The organism is Cupriavidus sp. C3SS-1 (assembly GCF_057073755.1).
Genome location: NZ_CP172699.1, coordinates 683,828 through 710,815 on the forward strand (window position 1 = coordinate 683,828; position 26,988 = coordinate 710,815).

General features: G+C 67.5%; 26 protein-coding genes and 1 pseudogene. 11 read left to right on the top strand and 16 right to left on the bottom strand.

Annotated elements, in window-relative coordinates; translation table 11 throughout:
- Positions 1-138: 138 nt before the first annotated feature.
- Positions 139-888, top strand: a complete 750-nt coding sequence (locus ACIGJC_RS03250) for a tyrosine-protein phosphatase (protein ID WP_483710593.1) — start codon at positions 139-141, stop codon at positions 886-888.
- Positions 889-970: 82 nt separating this feature from the next.
- Here ACIGJC_RS03250 and ACIGJC_RS03255 read toward each other — a convergent pair whose 3' ends face one another.
- Entirely contained in the window at positions 971-2,191 is a 1,221-nt protein-coding gene (locus tag ACIGJC_RS03255) for an acetate/propionate family kinase (RefSeq protein WP_483710594.1), read from the bottom strand.
- Between the two features lie 468 nt (positions 2,192-2,659).
- On the opposite strand from ACIGJC_RS03255, the gene ACIGJC_RS03260 reads away from it, so the two are divergent.
- From ACIGJC_RS03260 to ACIGJC_RS03280, 5 genes are all read left to right on the top strand, one after another.
- Positions 2,660-5,026 (top strand): DUF3141 domain-containing protein, encoded by a 2,367-nt coding sequence (locus ACIGJC_RS03260; RefSeq protein ID WP_483710595.1) that lies wholly within the window; start codon positions 2,660-2,662, stop codon positions 5,024-5,026.
- Between the two features lie 38 nt (positions 5,027-5,064).
- On the top strand, positions 5,065-5,343 hold the full coding sequence (locus tag ACIGJC_RS03265) for an RNA recognition motif domain-containing protein (RefSeq protein WP_483710596.1): 279 nt from the start codon (positions 5,065-5,067) through the stop codon (positions 5,341-5,343).
- A 50-nt stretch (positions 5,344-5,393) separates the two neighbouring features.
- Positions 5,394-6,188, top strand: a complete 795-nt coding sequence (locus ACIGJC_RS03270; RefSeq protein ID WP_483710597.1) for a TOBE domain-containing protein — start codon at positions 5,394-5,396, stop codon at positions 6,186-6,188.
- A gap of 75 nt (positions 6,189-6,263) precedes the next feature.
- Positions 6,264-6,863, top strand: a complete 600-nt coding sequence (locus tag ACIGJC_RS03275; protein ID WP_483710598.1) for a LysE/ArgO family amino acid transporter — start codon at positions 6,264-6,266, stop codon at positions 6,861-6,863.
- A gap of 26 nt (positions 6,864-6,889) precedes the next feature.
- A complete protein-coding gene (locus tag ACIGJC_RS03280) occupies positions 6,890-7,429 on the top strand; it encodes a class IV adenylate cyclase (protein WP_483710599.1) in 540 nt (179 codons plus the stop codon).
- On the opposite strand, the gene ACIGJC_RS03285 is transcribed toward ACIGJC_RS03280, so the two are convergent.
- From ACIGJC_RS03285 to ACIGJC_RS03305, 5 genes are all read right to left on the bottom strand, one after another.
- Positions 7,399-8,121, bottom strand: a complete 723-nt coding sequence (locus ACIGJC_RS03285; protein ID WP_483710600.1) for an ATP-binding cassette domain-containing protein — start codon at positions 8,119-8,121, stop codon at positions 7,399-7,401. The genes ACIGJC_RS03280 and ACIGJC_RS03285 overlap by 31 nt on opposite strands.
- A 7-nt stretch (positions 8,122-8,128) precedes the next feature.
- Entirely contained in the window at positions 8,129-8,845 is a 717-nt protein-coding gene (gene modB / locus ACIGJC_RS03290; protein ID WP_483710601.1) for a molybdate ABC transporter permease subunit, read from the bottom strand.
- Positions 8,846-8,863: 18 nt separating this feature from the next.
- Positions 8,864-9,664: a molybdate ABC transporter substrate-binding protein gene (gene modA, locus ACIGJC_RS03295; RefSeq protein ID WP_483710602.1), complete on the bottom strand. Its 801-nt coding sequence runs from the start codon at positions 9,662-9,664 to the stop codon at positions 8,864-8,866.
- Between the two features lie 206 nt (positions 9,665-9,870).
- Positions 9,871-10,065, bottom strand: a complete 195-nt coding sequence (locus ACIGJC_RS03300; protein WP_483710603.1) for a DUF1059 domain-containing protein — start codon at positions 10,063-10,065, stop codon at positions 9,871-9,873.
- A 63-nt stretch (positions 10,066-10,128) separates the two neighbouring features.
- On the bottom strand, positions 10,129-11,070 hold the full coding sequence (locus ACIGJC_RS03305) for a 2-hydroxyacid dehydrogenase (protein WP_483710604.1): 942 nt from the start codon (positions 11,068-11,070) through the stop codon (positions 10,129-10,131).
- Positions 11,071-11,204: 134 nt separating this feature from the next.
- On the opposite strand from ACIGJC_RS03305, the gene ACIGJC_RS03310 reads away from it, so the two are divergent.
- Positions 11,205-11,756: a nucleoside 2-deoxyribosyltransferase gene (locus ACIGJC_RS03310; protein WP_483710605.1), complete on the top strand. Its 552-nt coding sequence runs from the start codon at positions 11,205-11,207 to the stop codon at positions 11,754-11,756.
- Positions 11,757-11,830: 74 nt separating this feature from the next.
- Positions 11,831-12,043 (top strand): annotated as a pseudogene (locus tag ACIGJC_RS03315) (PIN domain-containing protein); the annotation flags it as partial.
- Between the two features lie 44 nt (positions 12,044-12,087).
- Here ACIGJC_RS03315 and ACIGJC_RS03320 read toward each other — a convergent pair.
- The 6 genes from ACIGJC_RS03320 to ACIGJC_RS03345 all read right to left on the bottom strand — a co-directional run bounded on the left by ACIGJC_RS03320 (position 12,088) and on the right by ACIGJC_RS03345 (position 18,286).
- Positions 12,088-12,711 carry a PqiC family protein gene (locus ACIGJC_RS03320; RefSeq protein WP_483710606.1) on the bottom strand — a complete coding sequence of 208 codons (624 nt, stop codon included), beginning with the start codon at positions 12,709-12,711 and terminating at the stop codon, positions 12,088-12,090.
- Entirely contained in the window at positions 12,708-14,339 is a 1,632-nt protein-coding gene (locus ACIGJC_RS03325) for a PqiB family protein (protein ID WP_483710607.1), read from the bottom strand. The genes ACIGJC_RS03320 and ACIGJC_RS03325 overlap by 4 nt, the downstream gene beginning before the upstream one ends.
- Complete coding sequence (locus ACIGJC_RS03330) at positions 14,332-15,084, bottom strand: paraquat-inducible protein A (protein WP_483710608.1); 753 nt, start codon at positions 15,082-15,084, stop codon at positions 14,332-14,334. Before ACIGJC_RS03330 ends, ACIGJC_RS03325 begins: the two co-directional genes overlap by 8 nt.
- Positions 15,081-15,758 (bottom strand): paraquat-inducible protein A, encoded by a 678-nt coding sequence (locus ACIGJC_RS03335; RefSeq protein ID WP_483710609.1) that lies wholly within the window; start codon positions 15,756-15,758, stop codon positions 15,081-15,083. The genes ACIGJC_RS03330 and ACIGJC_RS03335 overlap by 4 nt, the downstream gene beginning before the upstream one ends.
- A gap of 9 nt (positions 15,759-15,767) precedes the next feature.
- Entirely contained in the window at positions 15,768-16,925 is a 1,158-nt protein-coding gene (locus ACIGJC_RS03340) for an AI-2E family transporter (protein ID WP_483710610.1), read from the bottom strand.
- Between the two features lie 221 nt (positions 16,926-17,146).
- Positions 17,147-18,286, bottom strand: a complete 1,140-nt coding sequence (locus ACIGJC_RS03345) for an HPP family protein (protein WP_483710611.1) — start codon at positions 18,284-18,286, stop codon at positions 17,147-17,149.
- Between the two features lie 137 nt (positions 18,287-18,423).
- Here ACIGJC_RS03345 and ACIGJC_RS03350 point away from each other — a divergent pair, with 137 nt between their 5' ends.
- The gene (locus tag ACIGJC_RS03350; protein WP_483710612.1) at positions 18,424-20,187 is read left to right on the top strand and encodes a chloride channel protein; all 1,764 of its coding nucleotides are present in this window, start codon (positions 18,424-18,426) and stop codon (positions 20,185-20,187) included.
- Here ACIGJC_RS03350 and ACIGJC_RS03355 read toward each other — a convergent pair.
- Positions 20,184-20,606, bottom strand: coding sequence for an Lrp/AsnC family transcriptional regulator (locus tag ACIGJC_RS03355; RefSeq protein WP_483710613.1), 423 nt, complete (start codon positions 20,604-20,606; stop codon positions 20,184-20,186). The two genes, ACIGJC_RS03350 and ACIGJC_RS03355, sit on opposite strands and share 4 nt — an antisense overlap.
- 157 nt (positions 20,607-20,763) lie before the next feature.
- On the opposite strand from ACIGJC_RS03355, the gene ACIGJC_RS03360 reads away from it, so the two are divergent.
- Positions 20,764-21,645 carry a dimethylarginine dimethylaminohydrolase family protein gene (locus ACIGJC_RS03360; protein ID WP_483710614.1) on the top strand — a complete coding sequence of 294 codons (882 nt, stop codon included), beginning with the start codon at positions 20,764-20,766 and terminating at the stop codon, positions 21,643-21,645.
- 31 nt (positions 21,646-21,676) lie between these two features.
- The gene (locus tag ACIGJC_RS03365; protein ID WP_483710615.1) at positions 21,677-22,765 is read left to right on the top strand and encodes an ornithine cyclodeaminase; all 1,089 of its coding nucleotides are present in this window, start codon (positions 21,677-21,679) and stop codon (positions 22,763-22,765) included.
- Positions 22,766-22,799: 34 nt separating this feature from the next.
- On the opposite strand, the gene ACIGJC_RS03370 is transcribed toward ACIGJC_RS03365, so the two are convergent.
- The 3 genes from ACIGJC_RS03370 to ACIGJC_RS03380 form a co-directional block, all read right to left on the bottom strand.
- A complete protein-coding gene (locus ACIGJC_RS03370) occupies positions 22,800-23,399 on the bottom strand; it encodes a helix-turn-helix domain-containing protein (protein ID WP_483710616.1) in 600 nt (199 codons plus the stop codon).
- A 385-nt stretch (positions 23,400-23,784) separates the two neighbouring features.
- Positions 23,785-25,104: a sigma-54-dependent transcriptional regulator gene (locus tag ACIGJC_RS03375; protein ID WP_483710617.1), complete on the bottom strand. Its 1,320-nt coding sequence runs from the start codon at positions 25,102-25,104 to the stop codon at positions 23,785-23,787.
- Positions 25,094-26,971, bottom strand: coding sequence for a sensor histidine kinase (locus tag ACIGJC_RS03380; protein WP_483710618.1), 1,878 nt, complete (start codon positions 26,969-26,971; stop codon positions 25,094-25,096). Before ACIGJC_RS03380 ends, ACIGJC_RS03375 begins: the two co-directional genes overlap by 11 nt.
- Positions 26,972-26,988: the final 17 nt, after the last annotated feature.

Sequence of the window (26,988 nt, forward strand, 5' to 3'; positions counted from 1 at the left end):
TGCGGGAAGGCGGCAGGTGATGCATGCGCCGGAGTGATCTGAAATAATTGGGCCTATCGGCGGTGGCCTGACGTGATCGTATCGCCCGGCGCCCGGCGCGAACAGGTTGCGCCATGGAAGACAGAATAAGGAAAACGGATGATCAACCAATGGGAAAGCGGACTGCAACTTGAGACCGTCAGCAATGCGCGCGACCTGGGCGGTCTTGCCGGCGCTGGCGGGCGCCGTGTACGGCATGGCCGCTTGTACCGCAGCGGCAACCCGGCGCTTGCCTGCGGTGCCGATATCGAGCGGCTGCAGGGATTGGGACTCGACATGGTGGTGGACTTCCGCTCGCCGGGCGAGAAGTCGGCGGACGAAGCGTCGTTTGGCCAGCGCTTCAACTGGATCGCGATGCCGGTGCTTGAAGGCAGCATGGCGATGGATGTGCTGATGCCGCGCCTGCGTGAAAGCACGCCGGAGGACGTGGATGCATTCATGCTGGGTGTCTATCGTGATTTCCCGGTGCTGTACCGCGATGTCTTCCGCGAATTCATGCGCAACGCGCAGGCCGGCAAGACGCTGCTGTATCACTGCACCGCGGGCAAGGACCGCACGGGGTTTGCTTCGCTGCTGTTGCTTTCGGCGCTTGGCGTTGGGCAGGACGACATTCTTGCCAACTACCTTGAATCCAACCAGCGGAATGCCGCGTTCAATACGCAGGCGCTCGAACGCATGACGGGTCTTGGCATCCGGCCGGAGGTCATGATGCCGCTGCTGGAGGTACGTGCCAGTTACCTGGATGCCTCCATGCAGGCGATTGAAGGCGCCTACGGCAACATGGCGAGATATCTCTCCGACGGCCTGGAGGTCGATGTAGAAGGCCTCAGGCGGTATTACCTTGCGTGAGCGGGAGTCGGGCTTGCATGCACCGCCGTGCGCGCAACCCCGCCTCATAGGTTGCTACTGAGCCGCGCGCAGCGCAGCCGAGTCACCGCTGACACTTCCTCATCATCCTCGCCGTACTCAACGCGACAATTCCTTCTTCATCGGTCGGCAGCACCAATACCGGCACCCGGCTGCCATTGCTGCTGATCCGCTGCCCGTTCTCCTCATTGGCCGTCGAATCTAGACTTACGCCGAACAGCGTTTCCAGATGCGCGCAGATGCGCGCCCGCACCGCAGGAGAATTGGCGCCAATCCCAGCCGTGAACACCAGCGCATCCATCCCTCCCAGCGTAACCGCGAGCTTGCCGATTTCCTGCGCGGCGCGCAGCGCGTAAAAGTCCACCGCCATCCGCGCGCGCGGCTCGTCGCTGGTCAGCAGGACGCGCATGTCGCTGCTGACGCCAGACAACCCTTTGAGCCCCGATTCCCCATACAGCATCGACTGGATCGCATCGGCGGTCATGCCCTGCTGCGCAAGCCACAGCACCACACCCGGATCGATCGAGCCGCAGCGCGTGCCCATCGGCATGCCATCCAGCGCGGTCAGTCCCATCGTGCTGTCCACACTGCGCCCGCGACGCATGGCGCACAGGCTCGCGCCATTGCCGAGGTGCGCAACGATCACGCGTGCCTCGGCCAGGTCCGGCGCCACCTGGGTCAGGCGCCGTGCGATGTATTCATAGGACAAGCCGTGAAAACCATAACGCCGGATGCCCCGTTCGTAGTAGGAGTAAGGCAGCGCCATCACCTGCGCAAGCATGTCATGGCCGGCATGGAAGGCCGTGTCGAAGCACGCTACCTGCAGCAGGTCCGGCGCGGCCTTGCGCACGGCGCGGATGGCGGTGAGGTTGTGCGGCTGGTGCAGCGGCGCCAGCGGGATCAACGCTTCAAGCCGCGCAATCACATCATCGTCAATGCACACCGCCTGCGAGAAGTCGCTGCCGCCGTGCACCACGCGATGGCCGACGGCCACCGGCGGGTTATCGCGCAGGCCGATGCTCAACACCAACCGCACCAGGCGAAACGCAGCATCATGATCGGCAACCTGCGACACCGGAAAGGACTCGTCGGCGACGACATGGCCATCGGCCATGCTGGCGTGCAAACGCGGCGCGACGCCGATGCCCTCGATCTGTCCGTGCGCGCTCGGCACAGGGTTGATATCGGCATTTTCGTGCGCGGCTTCGGGCACGGTATAGACCGATACCTTGACGCTCGACGAGCCGGCATTGACGACGAGGATGACAGGATGATGGGTACTCACGCTCGATGCACTCCGCAAAGGGTTCGGGGGCGGCTCAGACGCTGACGGCAGCCTCGGCGCTGCGGCGCGCATGCGCAAGCCTCGTCGGCGGTGTGCAGGCTGCCCTTCATCGGTAGCTCGGCATCGCCGTTGCGCACGGCCCCGACCGCGAGCCGGGCCGATGCATGACTGTGTGGCGAGACATAGCAGTTCCGTTTGGCTTGGCTCGTTCGGCGCAACATGTTGCGCTGCGCAAGGCGCATCGGGCCCAGTATAGACCACGATTCACGCGTCCCAATGACGCGAAAACTGCGCTTTGCGTGCGCCGCAGATGCCAGGCGCTCGCCCACATGGCGCGGTTGCCATTGGAACAGCCCACTGGTACGCTTGTTTTTGCTGCAAAGCACAACGCGTCACTTCCGCTTCGTTCAAGGGGCGGCTTCGGCACACAATGACGCGCCTGACCCGATGCCAACAGAGGGAAGTGGAATGTCAGCTAGCGAATCCGTCAGCCTGTCCAACGACAAGCCCGGCCAGCCTGAAACCACCGGCGCATTGGCGCAGTTCGGCGCCTTCGCTCCATTCGCCGCGTGGCCCTGGGCCGCGCTCGAATACGGCGTGGATGCCTGGCAGCGCTCGGTCCTGCTCATGGACATCCTGCGCCAGCGCGGCAATGAGTCTTGCGAGCACGAACGCGAAGGCATGCCGCCGGTGCTCGTGTTCGAGCATGAGATGCTCGCCGACGCGCGCACGCTGCCCCAGCCGGTCAACTACGCGCTGCTGCGCATCATCCCGCCGGCCAGCATGCCGACCGACCCGACCAAGCGCCCCTTCGTCGTGATCGACCCGCGCGCCGGACACGGCCCCGGCATCGGCGGCTTCAAGGCCGACAGCGAAATCGGCATCGCGCTGCGCACCGGGCATCCGTGCTACTTCATCACGTTCTTCCGCGATCCGTGCCCGGGCCAGACCATCGAGGCCGTCGCCCGCGCCGAAGCGGGCTTCCTCCAGATCATCAACGAACGCCATCCCGATACACCGGGCAAGCCCTTCATCATCGGCAATTGCCAGGCTGGCTGGGCGCTGATGATCCTCGCGGCCGTGGCGCCGGATGCGGTCGGCCCGCTGCTGGTGGCGGGGGCGCCGCTGGCGTACTGGTCCGGCGTGCGGGGGACCAACCCGATGCGCTACAGCGGCGGCCTGCTGGGCGGGTCGTGGCTGGCCTCGCTGACGGCGGACATGGGCAATGGCCGCTTCGACGGCGCCTGGCTCGTGCAGAATTTCGAGCAGCTCAATCCTTCCAACACGCTCTGGAGCAAGCTCTACAACGTCTACGCCAAGGCCGATACCGAAGGTCCGCGCTTCCTGGAATTCGAGCGCTGGTGGGGCGGCCACTTCCTGATGAACCGGGAAGAGATCGACTGGATCGTGCAGAACCTGTTCGTCGGCAACCGCCTGACCGCCGGGCAGGTGCGCAGCGCCGATGGCAAGACCGTGGTGGACCTGCGCAATATCCGCTCGCCGGTGATCGTGTTCGCGTCGTGGGGGGACAACATCACGCCGCCGCAACAGGCACTGAACTGGATTCCGGACTTGTACGCGACGGACGAAGAGCTGGTCGCCAATGACCAGGTCATCGTCTACTGCCTGCATCCGACCGTGGGGCACCTGGGCATCTTCGTGTCGGCGGGCGTGGCCAACCGCGAGCATAGCGAACTGTTCTGCGCGCTGGACCTGATCGACGTGCTGCCGCCGGGACTGTACGAGGCCAAGATCGAGGACATCGCGCCCGGCACGCCGCACCGCAACCTGATCGAAGGGCGCTACCTGGTGCGCTTCGAGCGCCGCAAGATCGCCGACATCCTCGCGCTCGACGATGGCCGCGAGGACGAGCGTGCGTTCGAGGTGGTGCGCCGCATCTCCGAAGTCAACCAGCACCTCTATGACGCCTTCGCGTCGCCGATGGTGCGCGCGACATCGAACGAATTCACCGCGGAGGCCGCGCGCGCGCTCCATCCGTCGCGGCTGGAGCGCTCGGTGACCACCGACGCCAATCCGTGGATGGCGTGGATCGGCGCGCTGGCGCCGATGGTGCGCGAGCACCGCCATCCCGTCGCGCAGGACAATCCGTTGCTGACGATGGAGCGTGCGGTGTCGGCGCAGATCACCGCTGCGCTGGACCAGTACCGCGATATGCGCGATGCCTGGTACGAGCAGGTATTCGAAGCGATGTACCAGTCGCCGATGATGGCGGCGCTGGTGGGCTTGACGGCGCAGGCGCCGGTCAATCTGGAGTCGCCTGTGACGGTGCAACTGCGCAAGGAGCTGGCGCAGCTGCGCCTGCGCGATGCCGAGGCGGCCATCGCGCAGGGCGGCATGCGCGAAGCCTTCGTGCGCGTCCTGGCCTATGTGGCTGACGCCCATGCGGCGATCGAGGAACGCCCGTTCAACCTGCTGCGCGAGATAGCGCGCGAGCAGCCCGAGGGGCGTGGCGGCCTGACACTGGCCGAGTTCAAGTCGCTCGTGCGGCAGCAGACCTTCATCGTGCAGCTTGACCGCCAGCGCGCGCTGCATGCGCTGCCGCGGATGGTGCCGGAACAGGAAGAGCGCCGCAGGCTGATGATGGCCGCGCATCGTGTGCTGACCGTCAGCGCGCCGCTGGAGGGCGAGCGCCTGGTGCACTACCGCGAGGTGGCCGACGTGCTCGGCACCGACCACGCGCACGGCGGGGCGCAGCCTGCCGTGTTGCCGGTGGCTCCGGCGGCCAAGACTGGCAGCGAACGCTCGCGGGCCGCGCGTCCACAGGCAAGCAAACCGGCACGCGGCAAGCGCAGCGGCGGTGGCCACAGCGCGTAGCGCGGCACGTCACCGAGCATCAAGGCGATGCCTGTGCCATGCAGATACTGATTCGCGGCCTGCGCCGCAAGGTCACCGAAGCGATGCTGCGCGACCTGCTCGCGCAGCATGTGGCGGTCAACTCCGTGGAGATCATCCGCGAGGGCGATCCCGAGCGCCCGTGGGCCTGGGTCGATCTCGCGGTCGACCGGTTCACGGCGTGGAGCCTGCTGCGGCAGTTGGACCGGCACGTCTTTGCCGGCGGGCGCATGCACTGGTACATCCCCGTGCATCAGGAACACGATGCGCCGGCTGACGCTGCAAAGCGATTACCATAGCCGCATTCCGACTCTGACGCGCCGCCTTTGCACGGTGGCGCAACTCCGCCATGCTTGAACTCCAGGGAGCCATCTGGTTCCGCTCCGGCTCACACGACTGGGGCGGCAAGGACCGCATCGCGCTGCTGGCCGCCATCGGCGAGCACGGCTCGATCACGGCAGCGGCCCGTGCCGTGGGCATCAGCTACAAGGCTGCGTGGGACGCCATCGACGCCATGAACAATAGCGCCGGCGAACCGCTTGTCGTGCGCGCCGCGGGCGGCAAGGGCGGCGGCGGCACGCGCCTCACCGAACGCGCCGAGCAGCTGATCCGCACTTATCGGGCGCTTGAGGAAGAACACCGGCGCTTCGTCGCCCACCTGGGCCGCCTGGGCGACAGCGCGGCCGAAGACCTTAATGTAATGAGGCGTTTCATGATCCGTACCAGTGCGCGCAACAAGCTCTTTGGCAAGGTCGACAGCGTCCGTGGCGGCGCAGTCAACGACGAGGTGGTGCTGGCCTTGCCGGGCGGCCAGACCATCGTGTCGACCATCACGCATGAAAGCGTCGAGACGCTTGATCTGAAACCAGGCGTCGAGGCGTTTGCGCTGATCAAGGCATCGTCGGTGATCGTCGGCCTGGCGGAACCGGGCCTGCGCCTGTCCGCGCGCAACCAGCTTCCGGGCGTGGTGTCGCGGGTCGTGCCCGGCGCCGTCAATGCGGAGATCGTGCTGGATCTCGATGGCGGCGGCAGCGTGGCGGCCATCGTCACCAATGAAAGCGTGCAGGCGCTGGGCCTGGCCGAAGGCGTTCGCGCACTGGCGATCTTCAAGGCATCGGCCGTGATCCTTGGCGTGGTTGGATAGACAGGCACGCGTGCGCTGCGCGCGGCGCGTCGTCCATAATGTCGGGCTTCGACGCAAGCCCCGACATCCCCGTACATGGACGCCACGCTGGCCGGTTTTTCCCTTAGCTTGTCGCTGATCCTTGCGATCGGTTCCCAGAATGCCTTCGTGCTGCGGCAGGGACTGCGCCGCGAGCATGTGTTCTGGGTCTGCCTGGTCTGCGCATTGTCCGATGCGCTGTTGATCCTGGCGGGCGTGTCGGGCTTTGCGGTCATGATCCGCCAGCTTCCGTGGCTTGCGGCGGCCATGCGCTATGGCGGCGCAGCGTTCCTCATCTGGTATGGCGCGCGCAGCTTCCTGGCCGCGCTGCGCTCGTCGGCGGTGCTCGATCCGAGCCATGCCGAGCCCCGGCCGCTGCTGGGGACGCTCGGCGTCTGCCTGGCGTTCACCTGGCTCAATCCGCATGTGTACCTCGACACGGTGATGCTGATCGGATCGGTCTCCACGCAGTTCCATGGCCGCGAGACGCAGTTCGCCGCAGGCGCGATGTCGGCCTCGTTCCTGTTCTTCTTCGCGCTGGGCTATGGCGCCGCGCTGCTGCGGCCGGTATTTGCGCAGCCGCGCGCCTGGCAGGTGCTGGACGCGGTGATCGGCGTCACCATGTGGGTCATCGCAGCGAAGCTGCTGCTGGGCTGAACACGCACATCAAGGCAGAGGTACCCATGGCAAGGAATGTCGAAATCAAGGCGCGTCTGGAAAGCATCGGCGCCATCGAATCGCGTGTTGCGGCGCTGGCAAGCAGCGGCCCGGAGCAGATTGAGCAGGACGACACCTTCTTCCCGTGCCCCAACGGCCGGCTCAAGCTCAGGGCGTTCAGTGCCGATCGCGGCGAGCTGATCTTCTATGCGCGCCCGGACCAGCCCGGCCCCAAGGAAAGCTTCTACATCCTGTCGCCCACGGCATCGCCCGATACGCTGCGTGCGGCACTGGCTGCCGCACACGGCGAAGCGGGGCGCGTGCGCAAGATGCGCACGCTGTACCTGGTGGGCCGCACGCGTGTCCACCTGGACCGCGTGGAAGGACTCGGCGATTTCCTGGAGCTGGAGGTGGTGCTGGCCGATGACGAGAGCGTCGCCGCTGGCGTAGCGGAGGCGCACGGCTTGCTGGACCAGTTGGGAGTGGGAGCAGGCGCCCTGCTGGAGGGCGCCTATGTCGATCTGCTGCGCGCGGCTCAGACCACGCCGGCGCGCAGCGGGGCGTAGACGGGCGGATGCTGGCGCGCAGTGCCGCTGCCGTAGATGCGGCCTTCGCGGATCTCCAGCACGTGTTCGCCGAGCGCTTCAACGTCGGCCGGGTCGTGCGAGATGACCACCATCGGCACGTCGAGGCTGGCCTGCAAGGCGCGCAGTTCCTGGCGCATGCGCTGGCGCAGCGCGGGGTCGAGTGCCGAGAACGGTTCGTCGAGCAGCACGATATCGGGCTTGGCCACCAGCGCGCGCGCCAGTGCCACGCGCTGCTTCTGCCCGCCGGAGATCTCGGCGGGATAGTTGCCGACGATCTCGCGCAGGCCGAAGGCCTCGATCCAGCGATCGCTCTCCGGATGCGTGGCGCCGCGGCGCGGATTGCGCCAGCTCTTCGACAGGCCGAACGCGATGTTCTGCCCCACGGTCAGGTGCGGGAACAGCGCATATTCCTGGAACAGGTAGGCGACGCGGCGCTCTTGCGGGCGCACGTTGATGCCGGCCTCGGCGTCGAACAGCGTGCGGTCATTCAGGACGATGCGGCCGGAATCCGGCATCAGCAGTCCGGCAATGGCGCGCAGTGTCAGGCTCTTTCCGGCGCCGGACGGGCCGAACAGCGCGATGCGGCGGCTGGCCGAATCGAAGGCGATGTCGAGCGCGAAATGCCGGTCGGCCGACACCATGCGCTTGCGGATACTGACTTGCATGCCCATGGCAGCCTCACTGTGCCGAACGCGCGCGCCGCACGCGTCCGCGTTCATAGATTTCGGCCGGATTGCGCGCCGCGGCCGGCACCAGCCGTCCCGCCACGACCAGGATCAGGATGCAGGTGACCGAGGTAACCAGCACCAGCAGGTTGGCGGTGTTGTCATCCCCGGCCTGTACCGCTTCGTAGATCGCGACCGAGAGCGTCTGCGTGCGGCCCGGCAGGTTGCCGGCGACCATCAGCGTGGCGCCGAACTCGCCCAGCGCACGCGCAAACGCCAGCAGCACGCCGGCAATGATGCCGCGCGCGGCAAGTGGCAGCGTCACGCGGAAGAAGATGGCCGCTTCCGGCACGCCGAGCACGCGTGCGGCGTTTTCGAGCTGGTGGTCGACGCCTTCAAACGCCGCGCGCGCCGATTTCAGCACCAGCGGAAAGGCGACGATGGTCGACGCCAGCACCGCGCCCTGCCAGGTGAATACCAGTTCGATGCCGAGCTTGCCAAGCCATTCCCCAAACACGCCGCGCCGGCCCACCAGCACCAGCAGGTAGTAGCCGAGCACCGTCGGCGGCAGTACCAGCGGCAGGGTCAGTACCGCGTCAACCACGTCGCGCGCGGGGGAGCGCCAGCGCGCCAGCGCATAGGCGGCGGCCACGCCGAGCACGGCATTGAGCGCGGTGGCCCAGCCCGCAACCTTCAGCGACAGCAGCAGCGGCACCCAGACAGCATCCATGGCAGGCATCGATCCCGATCAGGGTTTCTGGAAGCCATAGCGCGCCAGGATCGCCTGGCCTTCGGCCGACAGCACGTAGTTCACGAAGGCGGTGGCCTGCGTGTTCTGCTTCGTCAGGCTGGTCACGGCGATGGGGTAGGTCACCGGCGTGCGGCTGGGCACGCGCACGGCTACCTTGACCTTGTCGGGCATGAGCGCCGCGTCGGTGGCGAAGACAAAGCCCGCTTCGACCTCGCCACGCGCGACATAGTCCAGGCTCTGGCGCACGTTCTGCGCGAGCACGCCCTTGGCAGAGACGGCGTCCCACAGGCCCGCGGCTTCCAGCGCGCCCTTGGTGTAGCGGCCGACCGGCACCGAGGCCGGGTTGCCGAAGGCGATGCGCTTCACTTCGGGTTTGTTCAGGTCCTGCAGCGCGTGGATCTGAAGCTTGCTGTCGTTCGGCACGATCAGCACGACCTGGTTGGCGGCGAAGTCGCGGCGCGTGGCGTGGACCACGACTTTCTCGGCCTCGGCCTTGTTCATCGCTTGCTGGTCGGCGGAGGCAAACACGTCGGCCGGCGCGCCCTTGATGATCTGCTGCATCAGCACGTCGGACGCGCCAAAGTTGAGCACGACCTTGGTGTCAGGGTGAGCCTTCTCGAAAGATTCGGCCAGGGTCTTGAAGGCATTGGTCAGGCTCGCCGCCGCCGATACCACCAGATCGGCGCCGAATGCCGGCGGCGCGGCCAGCGCCAGGGCGGCCAGCGTGGCGCTGGCGAAATGAACGGCGCGGCGGCGCCACGCCGTGCCCGGCGTGCGGACGGAGCGGGAAGTGTGCATCGGAAGGTTCCTGGGAGCGCTGGGACGCGCGGATGGCTTCTGTGTACTGTCAGGCGCAATATACGTCTGTATATAGCGAGACGTCAATCTTGCCCCAGGGTTACGCGCATGGGTATTGATCTCGGCACAAGGGGAACATCATGCGCGGCGAATGCCGCACAGGCAGGACGGTAGAAGGCGCGCCGGGCCGGGCGCGCCAACAGGGTTCAGGCCGGTGGTGAGCCGTCCTTGAACATGGATTTCAGCTGCGTGCGCAGCTCAGGAGTGTCCTGATGCTGGTGCACCGCCACGGCATGCTGGACCGCGGCTTCGAGCAGTTCATCTTCGCTGTCGGCGCTGAGTGCAACCGTGCAGCCGATGTCGCTCGGGTACTCGCGGCAATCGACATACTTTCGTCCCATATTGCCTCCTGACGCCGGCCTGGTGGCCGGCGTTTTCCAGTATAGGGCGCGGGTTGGCAGGTTTTACAGGATGGGATTGAGCACCTTGCCGGTGGCCAGGAACGCTTCCAGGTTTTCCAGCGTCAGCGCGGTCATGGCGGCGCGGGTTTCATGCGTGCCGCTGGCCATGTGCGGGGCGAGCACGACGTTGTCCAGTGCCAGCAGCGCCTGCGGGACATTGGGTTCGTCGCGGAACACATCGAGGCCCGCGCCGCCGAGCCTGCCGTCGGCCAACGCCGCCACCATGGCGTCTTCGTCGATCACGCTGCCGCGCGAGACATTGACGAGGATTCCCTTGGGCCCCAGCGCCTCGATGATCTCGCGCGAGACCAGGCCCTCGGTTTCCGGGCCGCCCACGCAGGCGACCACAAGGAAATCGGACCATGCGGCGAGCGCTTTCAGGTCCGGTTCGAAGCGCCACGGTGCGCCTTCGCGCTGGCGGCGGTTGTGATAGGCGATCTCCATGTCGAAGCCGCCCGCGCGGCGCGCGACGATCTCGCCGATGCGGCCCAGGCCCAGGATGCCGAGCTTCTTGCCGGATACCCGCGTGGTCAGCGGAAAGCCGCCCTGCGGCCAGCGCTGCGCGCGCACGAAGCGGTCGCCATGGGCAATGCCGCGCGCCGCATCGATGAGCAGGCCGAAAGCCAGGTCGGCCACGCAGTCGTTGAGCACGTCAGGCGTGTTGCTGACCTGGATGCCACGGGCGCGGGCGGCGTCGAGCGCGATCGAGTCGTAGCCAACGCCGAAGCTGACGATGGCCTCAAGGCGGGGCAGCGCGTCGATCAGCGCGGCAGTGCAACCGTGCCGGGCCGAGGTCACCACGACACGTACCGCACCGCCATGCTCGCGCGCCCAGGCAAGCGGATCGGCCTGCTGCCACAGCGCAGCGGCGCTGAAGCGCTCCTGCAGGGTGAGGTTGGTTCGCGGCGCGAGCGGGCCGACCTGGAGGATGTGGAATGCGGACATGGGAGGGGAGGGTAATCGCGGGAAAACGGAACTGGCAATGGTAGCGCAGGGCTGCCAGCCTTGCCGTCCGCGGGGGAACCTGCTGAGCTATGCTGGCAACCTTGCCACCAACGTTGCGCGTATGCGCCCATGCGATGAAGACCCTCTATCTGGCCGGTTTCGATGTGTTCCGTGTGGATGCTGTCGAGTGGGGCCAACAGCTCAAGGCGCTCTGCGCGGAGTACGGGTTTGAAGGTCTGTATCCGCTCGACAAGGCGGCGCCTGTGGGGATGTCCGGGCCGGACACGGCGCGCTGGATCTATGACGCCAATATCGCGCTGATCCGGCACGCCGATATGGTGATGGCCAACCTGGGGGATTTTCGTGGCCCCGGGGAACCGGACTCCGGCACGGCCTTCGAGGTCGGTTTCGCCGTGGCGCTGAACAAGCCGGTGTGGGGCTACTACGGGGAGGATGGATCGCTGCGCGAACGCGTGACTTCCTCGGTCGATGAACTCGGACGTGCGCGGGATGAGCGGGGGTATCTGGTCGAGGACTTCGGATTGCCGAAAAATCTGATGCTGGCCTGCCCGGCCAGGCTTGTGCGCGGCGGTCCGGCGCAATGCCTGCAGGCGATGGCGGAGGCTGAGCGTCGAAGGGCGCAGCGGCGGGAGATTGGCGCGACCCAGTGGGACGCGGAAGACTGAATCCGGCAGGCAGGCTTCTTGCGTGGCCAGGGGAGCAACTTTCCCGGAGCCAATGAGCAGCCAGTCCTAACCACGTCCTGCCCGCCTTTGCGGGGCGCATTTTGCCGGTCGATACCGCCGTGGCGCAACGAGGCGCTAGACCGCATGTTCCTGACCCGAAGCTGCTCAGAGATTGCCTTATTGCCGCGACGGCCCTTGTGCACGGAATGACCGTCGCAACACGCAATGTTTCTGATTTCATCGCGTCAGGCGTCGATCTGCTTAACCCGTGGACGTGGGAACCATAGATCCGGTGCCAGTGGTATCCGGACCGGCCCCTTTTGTTTGCCTCTCACCGCCTCAACCCCATCACCCCGCGCGCAATATCCCCCGCCGCCGCCCCCAGGATCTCCCGATAAGCCGCCACCACGCCTTCGACCTCTCCGGGCGCAGCCAGGTCCGATTCCGTCCGCCCGCTCACCACCTTCCCATCCGGCAACCGCCGCACGGTCCAGTTGATCGTCGCCCCGGCGCGCTGGCCGATATCGGCATCGAGCCGCACCACATCGGTGGTGATCCGGTAGACCGGCGTCACATCAGACAGCCCTTGCTGGTAGGTATCCACCGCCCCCAAACTCGCCTGCAGCCGTTGCGACAGCGCGTCGCGCATCTCGTCGGGCAGCGGCGATGACCATCGCGACAGGTCCAGCAGCTTGAGTCCGACCTCATTGCCATTGCGGGTGTCGCGCACCACGAGCTGCGGCCGGTTCAGGCGTTCGGGCACGCGCACCGGGGCGACTTCGATCCAGAGCGGTTCGATGTTGGTCACAGCCGGCATTGCAGCGCTTGCAGCGGCGGCGGGCCCTTGCGCAAGCGTGTAATAGCGCGGTTCCGGCGAGGCGCAGCCCGCCACCAGCGTGGCGACGAGCAGGGCGGCCACGGCACATGCGCGCGTGGCATCGGTACGATTGATCATTCTTTCTCCGTCTTGCCGCGCAGCAGCGCTTCAGGATGCCGTTCGAGATAGTCGGTCAGTATGCGCAGCGACGTCGCGGTGCGGGTCAGTTCCTGCACCATGCGGCGCGCATCCTGCTGCAGCGGCGCGTCGGAGGACAGCGTGCCGTTGGCGGTCGACAGCGTCTTGCGCGCGTCCTGCAACGCGGCCAGCACCTGCGGCGCGACATCGCCGTTGAGTTGCTTCACCAGCGCGTCGGCGCTCGCCAGCGTGGCATTTAGCGCCACCACCGATTGGCGCAAGTCCTGTCCGATCTGGTCGAACGGCACCTTGTCGATCCGGTTGACGATATCGCCGACCTGCGCCTGCAACTGGTCGAACGTACCCGGCGTGGTGGCGAATTCAGGAATCGGCGCGTTCAGGTCGACGTTGGCCGGCGGTGCCTTCGGGAAGAAATCCAGCGCCACGTAGAGCTGCCCGGTCAGCAGGTTGCCGGTGCGCAACTGCGCGCGCATGCCGCGCTTGAGCAGGCCCGCGATGATCTCGTGGCGGCGGGTCGGATCCTGCACGTCGCGTTCGCGGAAGCCCATGCGCGACGGATACAGTTCCACCACCACCGGCATGCGGAACGCTTTCTTGTCGCGCTGGAACTCGATGCCGATGGAACGCACCTGGCCCACGATGACACCGCGGAAGTCCACCGGTGCACCCGGCGAGAGGCCGCGCACAGACTGGTCAAAGTTGAGCACCGCCAGCGTAGGCGCCAGCTCCTCGGGCTCCTTCATGGCTTCGGTCTGGTCGCTTGCCAGCAGGAACTGCGTGTTCTCCGCAGCCCCGTCCGTCGCGCTGGTGCCCTCGGGCGCCTGGAAGGCGACGCCGCCGAGCAGCACGGTCACCAGAGATTGCGTGGACAGCTTCAGGCCCGACGCATCCAGCTTGAGGTCGACCCCGCTGGCGTGCCAGAAGCGCGTATCGGCGTTCACCAGCTTGTCATAGGGCTTGTTGACGAATACGCGCAGGGTGATGTCGCGCCCGTTCGGATCGAGCTGGAAAGCCACCACCTGGCCCACCTGCACTCGCCGGTAATAGACCGGCGAGCCGATATCGAGCGAGCCCAGGTCCGAGGCGCGCAGCACGAACTGCTTGCCGGACGAGTCCGATGTCACCACGGGCGGCGCTTCGAGTCCCTTGAAATCGCGCGTGGTCTCGGTGGACTTGCCCGCGTCCACGCCGATGTATGCACCGGACAGCAGCGTTTCCAGGCCCGATACGCCGCTCGCGGCAAAGCGTGGCCGCACCACCCAGAAGCGCGTGTCGGCCACGGCGAAGTTTTCCGCATCCTTGGTCAGGTCGATCACGGCCAGCACGTGCGAGCGGTCGTGCGCGAGCCGCACCGACTTGACCAGGCCGATATCCACGTCCTTGTAGCGCACGGCCGTCTTGCCCGGCGTCAGGCCTTCGGCCGAGCGGAAGCTCACGGTGATCTCGGGCCCACGCGAGGAAAGCGTGTGGACCAGCAGCGAAATGCCGACCACGGCGGCGATGATGGGGATCAGCCAGACCAGCGAAGGCAGCCAGCGCGCCCGGCGGCGGCGTTCGGGTTGCGGCAGCCCCGGCGGCGCGGGCGGAAGGTTGTCAGTGTCAGGCATCTTGTTGTTCCAGCGAGTCCCACAGCAGGCGGGGGTCGAAGCTCAGCGACGCGAGCATGGTGAGCACCACGACCGAGGCAAAGGCCAGCGCGCCGCCGCCGGGGATGATGGTGGCCAGCGCCCCGGCCCGCACCAGCGAGGCCAGCAACGCCACCACGAATATGTCCAGCATGGACCATCGGCCGATCACCTCGACCAGTCCATACAGCCTGGTCCGCTGCCGCAGGCGCCAGGTCGAGCGCATGTGCACGGACACCAGCAGCAGCGTCAGGATCGCCATCTTCAGCAGCGGCACGATGATGCTGGCGATCAGCACGATCCCCGCGAGCAGGTGCGAGCCCGACAGCCACAGGTAGATCACGCCGGACAGGATGGTGTCCTGCTGCGTGCCCAGGATGGACTGGGTCACCATCACCGGCAGCAGGTTGGCGGGAATATAGAGCATGTAGGCCGACAGCAGGAACGCCCACGTGCGGGCCAGGCTGTCGGGCTTGCGGTGGTGCAGCGTGGCGCCGCAGCGCGGGCAGGGCTGGCCTTCGAGCGCGCGCGGGCTGACCAGGTCGCAGGCGTGGCACGACACCAGGCCCAGTCGCGCGGCCGTGGGCACCTGCGGCAGCGGCGTGCGCTCGTCGTCGTCGGTGATCTCCTGCACCACGCTGCTGGCGAACTGGCGCGAGCGTTGGAGATGCTCGCGCGCGCCGGTCAGGCGCGGCAACTTGCGGCGCGGTGGCTGAGTATCGCTCATCGGACGGCTCCGTCCGCGTCCGTGTCCTCGGCCGCTTGCGGCGATTCCAGGTAATGCCACAGGTCGCGCGGATCGAACGACAGCATGGCCGCCAGCACCACCACCAGCGCGCCGAACGACCACAGCGCGATGCCGGGCAGCACCTGCGCCATGCTCGACAGCTTCACCAGCGTGACCAGCACGCCAATCATGAACACTTCGATCATGCCCCACGGCCGGGTCTGCCGGATGCCGCGCACGATGCGGTCAAAGCCCGCGGGCATGCGGTGGCCCGTCATGGGCACCAGCAGGTAGACCATCATCAGCATTTCCGAAAGCGGGAACAGGATGGTGGTGGCGAACACCAGCGCCGCCACCAGCGACATATGGTCGGCATAGAGCGCCTGCACGGCGCCCAGCAGCGTGGTCTGCGTGCGCACGCCTTTCAGGTCCATCTCGACAATCGGAAAAGCGTTGGAGATCAGGAACAGGATCAGCGCGGTGATGACCAGCGGCAGCAGGTGCCGGTAGGTGCGCGCGCTTTCGCGGTACAGCTGGCCGCCGCAGCGCAGGCATAGCGCGCGTTCGCCCCGCGCCAGCGGAGCGCGCTGGTACACCGCGTCGCAGTACTCGCAGGCGACCAGTCCGTGCAGCGTGCTTGCGTCCAGCGGGGTGCCGGTGTCGCCGTGTGCCATGCGTCGCACTCAGCCGGGACGCTTGCCCGGCGCGACCGCCGGTGCGTCGGGGTTGTCGACCAGGGCTGGCGGCGGGCTCTCCGCCGGCGCTGGCCCAGCGGCTTCCGCGCGCCGCACGGCTTCGATCTGCGAACCGACGGTCCAGTCGCGCAGCAGCGCGTAGGCCACGGCGAGCAAGGTCGGGCCGATGAAGACGCCGAGGAAGCCGAACGCCAGCGCGCCGCCCAGCACGCCCATCATGATCCAGATGAGCGGCATGCCCGTGCCCTTGCTGATCAGCAGCGGCTTGACGACGTTGTCGGCCATGCTGACCACGCCCACGCCCCACACCACCAGGAAGATGGCCCAGCCCGTGTCGCCGGCGTGGTAGAGCCACAGCGCGGCCGGCAGCCAGATCAGCGGCGGCCCCACCGGGATCACCGACAGGAAGAAAGTCACGAAGCCGAGGATGGCAGCCGCCGGCACTCCCGCGATCCACAGGCCGATGCCTTGCAGCACCGCCTGGATAAACGCCGTGCCCAGCACGCCGTAGACCACGCCCTTGACCGTGCTGCCGGCCAGTTCGAGCAGGTGGTCGGCACGTTCGCCGGCAATGCGGCGCATGCCGGCGCGCAGCCAGGCGACTGCGTATTCGCCGCCGGTGTAGAAGAAGAAAGCCAGGATGATCGACAGCGCCAGCTGGCCCAGCCCTGCGCCGATCGACAGGCCGGCACCAAGCAGCACATGGCCCACCGGCGCGATCAGCTTGCGCAGGTTGGCGACCATGTCAGAGTCGGCATGGATCACCGACTCCCAGGTCGTGTGCAGGTAGCCACCCACATAAGGCAGGCTGCTGAGCCAGTCGGGAAGCTGCGGGATGCCCTGGTCCGTGTAGCGGTCCACCAGGCCGGTCAGTTCATCGATATGTGCGGAAAAGCTCGCGCCCGCGTAGACAAACGGGCCAAGCACGATCACTGCGGCAAGCACCACGCAGATCAGCGCCGCCAGACTGCGCCGGTTGCCCAGCCAGCGCGACAGCACGGTATAGGGGTACCACGAGCTGAATGCCAGGATTGCACCCCACAGCAGTGCCGTGGTGAACGGTGCCAGCACCAGCAACGAGCCGCCGATCAGCACGACCAGCGCGAACACGGCGGCGATCTTTTCAATCAGTTGGCCGGAATTCATGACTTCTCCAACTCCGCCGGAGTGACGGAAACGGCGTAAATATAGCTTACGTCAGTCCCGACGGCGGCGAGCGGGGCATTTCAGGTGCGGGGGCAGGCACTCGCACGGAGATGGCCGGGGTACAGCCCACAGTGCCACAGCTGTAGGACATGCGCCAGCACGGCCTCCTAACGCAAACGGGCGCCTTAGCGCCCGTTTGCGGTTCAGGAAAGCGCGACAGGTCAGGCCGTAGCGCTCATCACGCCGTCCTTGAGCAGCGCGGCAACCAGGTCCGACTGCGTCACCATGCCGACCAGGTGGTGGTGATCGTCGATGACCGGCGCGTGGTGCAGGCCGCCGTCGCTGAAGGCCTGCGCCAGCTCGACCATGGGCTGGTCCGCGCGCGCGGTGACCACGGCGCGGGTCATCAGGTCGCGCACGGTGCCGGCCAGGCGGCGGGCACCGGTGTCGCGCTGCGCCGCGAAGAAGTCGCTCTGGGTAATGATGCCCAGGAGCTTGCGATGATCGTCGACCACCGGGAGCGCCTTGATGCGGTGCCGCGAAAGCAGTTGCGATGCCTCGGTAGCCGCTTGCTCGGGGCGCACCGTCACCACGTCGCGCGACATGATGTCCGAGATCAGCACGTTGCCGAAGCGGCGGCGGTAGGCGCGCAATTGCGCTGCCACCAGGATCGCTTCCAGGTCGTCTTCTTCAATGTCGAGGAATTCGCCGCGTGCCTGAAGGGCGTCGTGCAGGTCGGCGCGCGTAAAGCCCACGCGCTGTCCGGGCGGCACGTCGCTGGTCAGGTGCTGCACCGGCGGCTCGGGCGGGCGGTGCGGATAGCGCCGCCGCGACAGGTTGTTGAAGGCCAGCGCCATCAGCAACAGCAGCATGGAATTGAACAGCACCGGCACGACCACGAAGCCGAAGCCCAGCGCACTGACCGCGGGGCCGCCAAAGACGGCGGTGATCGCCACCGCGCCGCTGGGCGGGTGCACGCAGCGGAACTGGAACATGACGGCGATGGCGACGGCCACTGCGGTGGCCGCAGCCAGGCCCTGGTCGGGAATCCAGCGCGCGCAGGCCACGCCGACCAGCGCGGCAAACAGATTGCCGCCGATGATCGACCACGGCTGCGCAAGCGGACTCGAAGGCACTGCGAACAGCAGCACCGCAGAAGCGCCCATCGGCGCGACAAACCAGGGGTTGAAGCCGCCCAGTGTCTGGTGGCTGATCCACTCGGTCAGGAACAGGCCCAGCAAGGCACCGAAGCAACTCTTGATGCGCTCGATGCGATTGGCCGATACCGGCAGGGGAACAAAAGTGCGGAGCCAGGCACGGGCGTTTTGTGCCAGTGCAGCGACGGCGGGGGCGGAAGGCATTCGGGACGGGGGGCGCGTTGGAATGGTCGTCGTAATATATCACGGAGTGATATATTTGGCGGCCTTTGGCAAGATCCATGTCTGGCGGATGTCCGCGTTGATTCTTGCCGCATCGCACAAGAATCCAAGGAGCCCCCATGCATACCGAAAAGAGCGACTATGCCGTCAGCCAGCGCCTGTTGCTGCTGTGCGGCATCGCGTTGCTGATCGGCGTGGTCAGCACGCTGGCCGCCGATGTCCTGCTGAAGCTGATCCGCTTCTTCACCAACCTGTTCTTCTACCAGACGCTGTCGCTGGCCGAACGTTCGCCCGCGCACCATACGCTGGGCGCTTGGGTCATCCTCGTGCCCGCGGTAGGCGGGCTGATCGTCGGCCTGATGGCGCGCTACGGCAGCGACAAGATCCGCGGCCACGGCATTCCGGAAGCGATCGAGGCCGTGCTGTTCGGCAAGAGCAAGATGTCGCCGCGCGTGGCGGTGCTCAAGCCACTGTCGTCGGGCATCGTGATCGGCAGCGGCGGCCCGTTCGGCGCGGAAGGGCCGATCATCATGACGGGCGGCTCGCTGGCGTCGCTGCTGGCCCAATACCTGCACCTGACCGCCGGCGAGCGCAAGTCGCTGCTGGTGGCGGGCGCCTGTGCCGGCATGACCGCGATCTTCGGCACGCCGGTGGCGGCGTTGCTGCTGGCGATCGAACTGCTGTTGTTCGAACTGCGCCCGCGCAGCCTGCTGCCGGTGGCACTGGCCTGCGCGGTGGCCGGCTTCATGCGGCCGTTCTTGTTCGAGGCCGGCCCGCTGTTCCCGCTGCAGACCGCGCCGGTGGGCGCGGTGGCGCTGGGTTCGTGCCTGGTGGCCGGGCTGTTGTGCGGGATCGTCGGCGCGGCGCTCACGCTGGCGCTGTACCGGACTGAAGACGCGTTCTCGCGCCTGCCGGTGCACTGGATGTGGTGGCCCGCGATCGGCGGCCTGCTGGTCGGCATCGGCGGCTACTTCGAACCGCGCGCGCTCGGCGTCGGCTACGACGTGATCGGCGACCTGCTCAACAACCACCTGGCCCTCAGCGTGGCAGTGGGTTTGCTGGTGGTGAAGGCCCTGATCTGGATCGCGGCACTCGGTTCGGGGACCTCGGGCGGCGTGCTGGCCCCGTTGCTGATGCTCGGCGCGGGCCTGGGCACCGTGCTGGCGCCGTGGCTGCCGGGCGGCTCGCCGCAGATGTGGGCGCTGGTCTGCATGGCCGGCGTGCTGGGCAGCGTGCTGGGCGCGCCGCTCACCGCCATCGTGTTCGCGTTCGGGCTGACGCACAACACCGAGGCGCTGCTGCCGCTGCTGCTGACCACCGCGGTCGCGTACGGCTTCTCGGTGCTGACCATGAAGCGCTCGATCATGACCGAGAAGATTGCGCGGCGCGGCCTGCATATCTATCGCGAATACGGCGTGGACCCGCTCGAGCGCGCCCATGTGGCCGAGCTGATGACGCGCGAGGTCATCGCTATCGAGGCAGACCTGCCGGTGGCCGACGCGACAGCGCGCTATTTCGGCGAACATGCGGCGCACCGCGCCTATCCGGTGGTGTCGGATGGCCGCGTGCTGGGCATGCTGGATCGCGCCACAGTGCGCGGCGCCTCCGCGGGATCGGCGCCGACAGACCTGCGCTGCCGCGACCTGCTGGTCGCGCAGGCCCAGGTGCTGGTGCCGTCCCAGACCGCGCGCGCGGCGGCCGGCAGCATGGCCGCGTCGAGCGTGGCGCGGCTGCCCGTGGTGGAAAGCACCGACACCATGCGTCTGATCGGCATTGTCTCGCTGCGCGACCTGCTGCGGCCAAGCGGCCAGGTGTTCCATGAGGAATTCAGCCGCGAACGCCTGCGCGGCGCCGCGACGGCCAAGCTGAGCGCTACGGGCTAAAGCTTGTAGGTCGACAGCAGGATGCTGGTCTCGGTGGCGCCGATGCCATCGATCAGCCGGATGCGGTCCAGCGTGCGGTCGAATGCTTCGAGCGTATCGGCGCGCAGTTCCGCGATGATGTCCCAGCGGCCATTGGTGGTGTGCAGCGCCTGCACATTCGGCTCGCCGCGCAAGGCCTGCAGCACGCTGCGGGCCTTGTTGCCTTCCACTGCCACCGTCATCCACGCGCGGATGCGGTGCGGCTCGGCGTCCGGCCGCAGCCGCACCGTATAGCCGACGATCAGGCCTTCCTTCTCCAGTTTGTCGATGCGGTTCTGCACGGTCGCGCGCGACACGCGCAGCGCCTGCGCGAGCGCCGTGACAGGCATGCGCGCGTTGTCGCGCAGCAGGGACAGCAATTGGTGATCGATGGCATCCATGGGGGCTTGGCGTTTCGCTGGTGAGGGTTAGCGTTTTGCGCATTCGATGCGGCAATTTGCGCAAGTTGCTGGCTATTAGTTAACACCGGCCGGCACCAGAATGCAATCGAACAACCACTGCCCAGCAGCCCGCCACCGACGACCCCAAGGAGCCGCCGTGATCACCACCCCTACCATCCTGCTTGTCGAACCCACGTTCTACGATGTGTCCTACAGCATCAACCCGTGGATGGATCCGCAAGCCTGGGCGCGCGATCCGCGCGGCATGCACCGCAACGCCAGCCGCGCCTTTGACGCGTTGCACGATGCGCTGCGCCTGTCCGGCTTCACGGTGGAACTGGCGCCGGGCTTCCCGGGCGTGCCGGACATGGTCTTCCCGGCCAACGCCGCGGTGGTGCTCGATGGCCGCGCCGTGCTGGCGCGCTTCCGCTACCCGCAGCGGCGCGGCGAAGAAGCGCCGTTCGCCAGCATCTTCGAAAGCCTGCGGCAGCGCGGGTTGGTCGATGAAGTCATGCAACTGCCGGCCGGCTGCTACCAGGAGGGCGCGGGCGACTGCATCTGGGACGCGAGCCGTGGCCACTTCTGGGCCGGCTTCGGCCCGCGTTCCTCGCGCGAGGCGGCCGATGCCATGTCGGCCCGCTTCGCCCGCGAAGTGGTGGCGCTGGAACTGGCCACCCAGCACAGCTACCACCTCGACGTCTGCTTCTGCCCGCTGTCGGGCGGGGATGTGCTGTACTACCCGCCGGCCTTCACCGAAGCGTCGCTGCGCGAGTTGCGCGCGCGCGTGCCGGCCAGCCTGCGCATCGAGGCGACCGAGGATGACCTGCGCCACTTCAGCGTGAATGCCGTCAACCTGCACGACCAGGTGGTGATGACCCGCACCACGCCGCACCTGCGCGCCGAACTTGGCGGGCGCGGCTACCACCTGCGCGAAGTCGACCTGTCGCCGTTCATGCTGTCCGGCGGCGGCGCCTATTGCATGACCTTGCGGCTGGACCGCGGCAGCGGGGCGGTCAACACGACCCGCGCGGCAGCGTGAACGGGCACTACGGAGAATCTGGGAGTCCACCATGAAAGACACCGCCATGACCCGCTTCCTGGACGCCACGGACGTCGCCAGAATGGTTGGCGCCATCGGCGTGCCGGCGGCCCTTGCGCAGCTGGCCGAGCACGTGCGCCAGGATTTCCTGCGCTGGGAACAGTTCGAGAAATCGGCAAGGCTGGCAAGCCATTCGCCGCTAGGCGTGATCGAGCTGATGCCCGTGAGCGACGGCGTGCAGTATGCGTTCAAGTATGTGAACGGCCATCCGCGCAACGCGCGCTTCGCTATGCCGACCGTGATGGCTTGCGGCATGCTGGCCGAGGTCGAGACCGGCTTCCCGCTGATGCTGGCCGACCTGACGCTGGCCACGGCGCTGCGCACGGCCGCCACCGCGGCGCTGGCCGCGCGCGCCATGGCACGGCCCGACAGCACGGTGATGGCCCTGATCGGCAACGGCGCGCAGGCCGAGTTCCAGGCGCTGGCCTTCCACGCCATGCTGAACGTGCGCGAAGTCCGTGCCTATGACATCGACCGCGACGCCACCGCGCGGCTGGCACGCAATCTCGCGGGCGTTCCGAGCCTGACCATCGTTCCTGTTGATAACGTGCAGGCCGCGCTGGACGGGGCGGACATCGTCACCACCGTCACCGCCGACAAGACGCGCGCGACGATCCTGACGCCCGACATGGTGCGCCCTGGCATGCACCTGAACGCCATCGGCGGCGACTGCCCGGGCAAGACGGAACTGCACGCGGACATCCTGCGCCGGGCGCGCATCGTGGTGGAGTACGAACCGCAGACGCGGCTCGAAGGCGAGATCCAGCAACTCGCGCCCGATGCGCCGGTCACCGAACTCTGGCAGGTGCTGTCAGGGCGCGCACCGGGGCGCGCGGTGGGGCCCGATGCCGCGGACGAAGTGACGATCTTCGATTCGGTCGGGTTTGCACTGGAAGACTATTCGGCCCTGCGCTGGCTGTATGCCACCGCGCGTGCGCGCCATGCCGGACGGCACATCGAGCTGGTGGCCCTGCCGCGGGACCCGCGCAACCTGTTTGGCTGGATGATGGAAGCGCAGGCGCCGCACACGGCGGCATCGCGAGAAACGGTTCTGGCCTGATCGGCCTGCGCCGCGGGCAATCATGGCGGGGGCTTCAGCCCCCGCGGCCCATCATCAATTGCGCGCGCAGGAAGCCCTTGACCTCTTCGAGCGAGGGCGTTTTCAGGAACACCATGATGCCCCAGTGCTGCAGCGCATCGGCCACGCCGTCGTAGGCCTGGCGGTTGGTGATCACCGCAAAGATCACGTGCAGGCTGGAGAAGAAATTCTGGAGTTTTTCGATGGTGGCGGACTCGGCGTCGTTCAGTTCGTCCACGTAGTACAGCACCACGCGCGGATGCGCGCTGACGGAGGCGATGACGGTGTCGAGCAGGTCGTCCACCACCGCCGTGCGCAGCGGTAGTCCCCATTTGCCGAGCTGGCCGTGGATGCGCTGCGCTTCCTGGTGATTGGGATGGAACACCACGAGATCCAGCGCATTGCTGCCGGACGGCGCGTCATGCCCGACGCGGGTCGCAAGCAGGCGGTGCACGGTTTCCTTGTGGATGCGGCGGTGGCCGCCATTGGTCTTCCAGGCGCCGAGCTCGCCGCGCTCGACCATCTTTTGCACGGTGCCCAATGAGACATTGAGCAGTTTCGCCGCTGTACGCGTGCTGTAGTAAGGCTTTTCAGCAAGTGCCGGATCCAGTTTCATCCCATCACCCGAAGTAATCCCGATGACGATCCCGCGCTGCGCCAGGCACCTGCGCCGCACGGCTTGCTGCCGTCATCCTGGTTAGCTGACCCTGTTCGCCGGCGCGCTCCCTGGCCGGCATGCAGCTGTCTTGCTGCTATGGTTGTTCTTGGACGGTTGTTCTTGGCTTGCCGGTTCGCGACGCCGATGCGTTTGGGTTCACACGCGTCGCTGCGCCGGAACCCAATAATATGCCGGAAAGAGCAGAACATCACTGGCTCGAATCAATAATCAACTGACATTTTTGTTCTTTGCCACACATTCCGCAATCCACCGGCAATGCGGCGTCCTGCCAAAAGGGACCCTTGCAAAGGGCTGCAGTTCCCGACGCCTTGCCGCTGGTGGACTACAGGCCGTATTTGCGGGTCTTGTCGAACAACGTAGTCTTCGCCACCCCCAGCGCCTCGCTGGTGCGCGTGAGGTTGCCGTCGTGCCGGCGCAGGGCATCGGCGATCAGCGCGCGTTCGAATTGCTCGACGGCCTGGGCGAGCGGCAGGGCCTCCGGTGCGGTGGTGCCGTGGCCCGGATCGCAGCCGAGCCCGAGTACGTGGCGCTCGGCCAGGTTGCGCAGTTCGCGCACGTTGCCGGGCCACGGGTACGCCACCAGCGTCGCCAGTTCGGCGGGCGTGGCCGGCACGGGGTCGCGCCCGAAGCGCAGCGCGGCCTGCGCCACGAAATGCTCGAACAGCAGCGGCACGTCTTCGCGCCGTTCGCGCAGCGCGGGCAGCTCCAGCGTGATCACGTTGAGGCGGTAGTACAGGTCGGAGCGAAACTGGCCGGCGTCGGCCAGCGCGCGCAGGTCGGCCTTGGTGGCCGCGACCACGCGCGTGTCCACGGCCACCTGCTCGTTGGAGCCCAGGCGCTCCACCACGCGTTCCTGCAGCACGCGCAGCAGCTTGATCTGCAGCGGCATCGGCATGCTCTCGATCTCGTCGAGGAACAGCGTGCCGCCTTCGGCATGCTCCACCTTGCCGATGCGGCGGCGCGCCGCGCCCGTGAACGAGCCGGCCTCGTGGCCGAAGATCTCGCTTTCGAACAGCTGCTCGGGCAGGCCGCCACAGTTGATGGCGACAAAGTGGCGCGCATGGCGACGGCTGGCTTCATGCAGGCAGCGCGCCACCAGTTCCTTGCCGGTGCCGGTCTCGCCGTGGATCAGCACATTGGCGGCGGTGTCGGCCAGGTTGGCGATCAGGCCGCGCAGCCGTTCGATGGCGGGCGAGCGGCCGATCAGCGTGGCCTCGAGCTTGTCGCGGCCGGCCAGGCGTTCGCGCAGCTGCGCCACTTCGAGCGTCAGGCGGCGCTGTTCCAGCGCGCGGCGCGTGGCTTCCACCAGTGCCTCGGGCGAGAACGGTTTTTCCAGGAAGTCATAGGCGCCTTGCTTCATGGCCTGCACGGCGAGCGCCACGTCGCCATGCCCGGTGATCATGATCACGGGCAGCGACGCGTCGCGCGCGCGCAGTTGCGCGAGCAGGGCCATGCCATCGATGCCCGGCAGGCGGATGTCGCTGACCACGATGCCGGGCCAGCCGGCCGCGGTCTCGCGCAGCGCGGCCTCGGCGCTGGCCACGCCGCGCGTGGCGATGCCTTCGAGCCGCAGTGCCTGCTCGCAGCCCAGGCGCACGTCGGCATCGTCCTCGACGATCAGTACGGTCAGTTCAGCCGGCATGGGACGCTTCCTGGCGGACCAGCGGCAGGACCAGCGTGAAGCACGCGCCACCGTCCGGATGATTGGAGGCGGACAGGCTGCCGCCGTTTTCGTTGAGGATGCCGGCCGACAACGTCAGGCCCAGGCCCAGCCCTTCGCCGGCGGGCTTGGTCGTGAAGAACGGCTCGAACAGGCGCGAGAAGGCTTCTTCCGACAGCCCCGGGCCGTTGTCGCGCACGGTCAGGTGCGCCATGCCGCCGGTGACGTGGGCATGCACGGAGATCATGGGTTGCTCGCGCCCCGTCACGGCGTCCAGCGCATTGCCGACCAGGTTCACCAGCACCTGCTCGAGCCGGTTCGGGTCGCACGCGACCAGCAGCCCGGGTTCCACCTCGCGATGCAGTCTCGGATGCACGGCCGCGATGCGGGTGTCGAGCAGGAACAGCGCGTTGTCCACGGCCTGGGCCAGTTCTGCCTGGCGCGCGCCGTTGGATTTGCGCGCGAATGACTTGAGCGCACCCGTAATGCGGCCCATGCGCTCCACCAGGCCGATGATCGTGCGCAGGTTGGCGCGGGCCGTGTCGTAGTCGCCGCGTTCCAGGAACTTGCCGGTATTGCCGGAAATGGTGCGCAGCGCCGCGAGCGGCTGGTTGAGTTCATGCGCGATGCCGGTCGACATCTGCCCCACCGCGGCCAGCTTGCCGGCTTGCAGCAGGCCGTCCTGGGCCTGGCGCAGCACGGCTTCGGTGCGGATGCGTTCGGCCACCTCGGCCTGCAGGCGCTGGTTGGCCGACGACAGGTCGGCGGTGCGTTCGGCCACCTTGCGCTCCAGCTCGCTGTTGGCGGCTTCGAGCGCGGCGCGCGCGGCCAGCCGCTCGCCGATGATGCGCCGGCGCACGTTCCACGCCGCGCCCAGCAGCAGGATAAAGGCCGTCAGCACGCCGGCCAGCGCGGCGCTGTTCAGCGCCGCCAGCCGTGCCTGCGACGTATTGGACAGCAGCGTGAGCTGCCAGTCGGTGCCCGGCAGCGCGGACTGTTGCGCCAGCATCGGTGGCCCCTGGCGCAACCGCACCAGGCGGTCGCTGCCATTGCCGAGCACGCGCACTTCCGACAGCGGCAGCTGCGGCAGCGGCGCGCGGTTGTATTGCAGGCTCCTAGCGAAGCGGGCGCGTGCGTCCGCCGACAGCGGGCGCAGGGCCGCGAGTTTCCAGGACGGGTCGGACGCCAGGATCACCACGCCGTTCTCGTCCGCCAGCAGCATCTGGCTGTCGGCGCCCTGCCAGCGGTTTTCCAGCGGCTCCAGGCCGATCTTGACCACTGCCACGCCGTCGGGGTTGTCGCGCTCGCCCAGCGGTGCGGACAGGTAATAGCCGGACTCGCCGCGCGTGGTGCCGACGCCGTAGAAGCGGCCGAGCTGGCCTTCCATGGCGGCGCGGAAGTATGGGCGAAAGCTCAGGTCCTCGCCCAGGTAGCTGTCGGGCCGCTGCCAGTTGCTCGTCGCCAGCACCTTGCCGCGCGCGTCGAGCACGTAGACCACGCGGGTGCCGGCGCGCGTGTTAAGGGCGGACAGGTAGTCACTGGCGCGCGCCGACGCGGCGACGTCGTTGGGCTGGCGCAGCAGCGTGCCGATGCGCTCGTCCAGTGTCAGCAGGCCGGGCACGTAGTCGTAATGCGCCAGTTCGCTTTCCAGCGCCTGCGCATACAGGCGCAGTTGCACCTGGCCGCGCTCGGCCTGCCGGGCCAGGGCGGTGTCGTAACTGAAGCGGTAGGCAAGCCATCCGGCCAGGCCCACCAGCACGGCCAGCGCCAGCAGCGCTAGCAACGGCGCGGCGCCACGCAGTGCGGCGGGGCGGGGGGCGGGGTGGTGTGGGTCTGGCGAGCCGGTCATGAAGTGCTGGGTAAGGC

What these genes read in the sequence shown, in the direction of transcription:
- ACIGJC_RS03250 (WP_483710593.1), top strand. Translation starts at nt 139, where the DNA reads ATGATCAACCAATGGGAAAGCGGACTGCAACTTGAGACCGTCAGCAAT.
- ACIGJC_RS03260 (WP_483710595.1), top strand. Translation starts at nt 2,660, where the DNA reads ATGTCAGCTAGCGAATCCGTCAGCCTGTCCAACGACAAGCCCGGCCAG.
- ACIGJC_RS03265 (WP_483710596.1), top strand. Translation starts at nt 5,065, where the DNA reads ATGCAGATACTGATTCGCGGCCTGCGCCGCAAGGTCACCGAAGCGATG.
- ACIGJC_RS03270 (WP_483710597.1), top strand. Translation starts at nt 5,394, where the DNA reads ATGCTTGAACTCCAGGGAGCCATCTGGTTCCGCTCCGGCTCACACGAC.
- ACIGJC_RS03275 (WP_483710598.1), top strand. Translation starts at nt 6,264, where the DNA reads ATGGACGCCACGCTGGCCGGTTTTTCCCTTAGCTTGTCGCTGATCCTT.
- ACIGJC_RS03280 (WP_483710599.1), top strand. Translation starts at nt 6,890, where the DNA reads ATGGCAAGGAATGTCGAAATCAAGGCGCGTCTGGAAAGCATCGGCGCC.
- ACIGJC_RS03285 (WP_483710600.1), bottom strand. Translation starts at nt 8,121, where the DNA reads ATGGGCATGCAAGTCAGTATCCGCAAGCGCATGGTGTCGGCCGACCGG.
- modB (WP_483710601.1), bottom strand. Translation starts at nt 8,845, where the DNA reads ATGGATGCTGTCTGGGTGCCGCTGCTGCTGTCGCTGAAGGTTGCGGGC.
- modA (WP_483710602.1), bottom strand. Translation starts at nt 9,664, where the DNA reads ATGCACACTTCCCGCTCCGTCCGCACGCCGGGCACGGCGTGGCGCCGC.
- ACIGJC_RS03300 (WP_483710603.1), bottom strand. Translation starts at nt 10,065, where the DNA reads ATGGGACGAAAGTATGTCGATTGCCGCGAGTACCCGAGCGACATCGGC.
- ACIGJC_RS03305 (WP_483710604.1), bottom strand. Translation starts at nt 11,070, where the DNA reads ATGTCCGCATTCCACATCCTCCAGGTCGGCCCGCTCGCGCCGCGAACC.
- ACIGJC_RS03310 (WP_483710605.1), top strand. Translation starts at nt 11,205, where the DNA reads ATGAAGACCCTCTATCTGGCCGGTTTCGATGTGTTCCGTGTGGATGCT.
- ACIGJC_RS03320 (WP_483710606.1), bottom strand. Translation starts at nt 12,711, where the DNA reads ATGATCAATCGTACCGATGCCACGCGCGCATGTGCCGTGGCCGCCCTG.
- ACIGJC_RS03325 (WP_483710607.1), bottom strand. Translation starts at nt 14,339, where the DNA reads ATGCCTGACACTGACAACCTTCCGCCCGCGCCGCCGGGGCTGCCGCAA.
- ACIGJC_RS03330 (WP_483710608.1), bottom strand. Translation starts at nt 15,084, where the DNA reads ATGAGCGATACTCAGCCACCGCGCCGCAAGTTGCCGCGCCTGACCGGC.
- ACIGJC_RS03335 (WP_483710609.1), bottom strand. Translation starts at nt 15,758, where the DNA reads ATGGCACACGGCGACACCGGCACCCCGCTGGACGCAAGCACGCTGCAC.
- ACIGJC_RS03340 (WP_483710610.1), bottom strand. Translation starts at nt 16,925, where the DNA reads ATGAATTCCGGCCAACTGATTGAAAAGATCGCCGCCGTGTTCGCGCTG.
- ACIGJC_RS03345 (WP_483710611.1), bottom strand. Translation starts at nt 18,286, where the DNA reads ATGCCTTCCGCCCCCGCCGTCGCTGCACTGGCACAAAACGCCCGTGCC.
- ACIGJC_RS03350 (WP_483710612.1), top strand. Translation starts at nt 18,424, where the DNA reads ATGCATACCGAAAAGAGCGACTATGCCGTCAGCCAGCGCCTGTTGCTG.
- ACIGJC_RS03355 (WP_483710613.1), bottom strand. Translation starts at nt 20,606, where the DNA reads ATGGATGCCATCGATCACCAATTGCTGTCCCTGCTGCGCGACAACGCG.
- ACIGJC_RS03365 (WP_483710615.1), top strand. Translation starts at nt 21,677, where the DNA reads ATGAAAGACACCGCCATGACCCGCTTCCTGGACGCCACGGACGTCGCC.
- ACIGJC_RS03370 (WP_483710616.1), bottom strand. Translation starts at nt 23,399, where the DNA reads ATGAAACTGGATCCGGCACTTGCTGAAAAGCCTTACTACAGCACGCGT.
- ACIGJC_RS03375 (WP_483710617.1), bottom strand. Translation starts at nt 25,104, where the DNA reads ATGCCGGCTGAACTGACCGTACTGATCGTCGAGGACGATGCCGACGTG.
- ACIGJC_RS03380 (WP_483710618.1), bottom strand. Translation starts at nt 26,971, where the DNA reads ATGACCGGCTCGCCAGACCCACACCACCCCGCCCCCCGCCCCGCCGCA.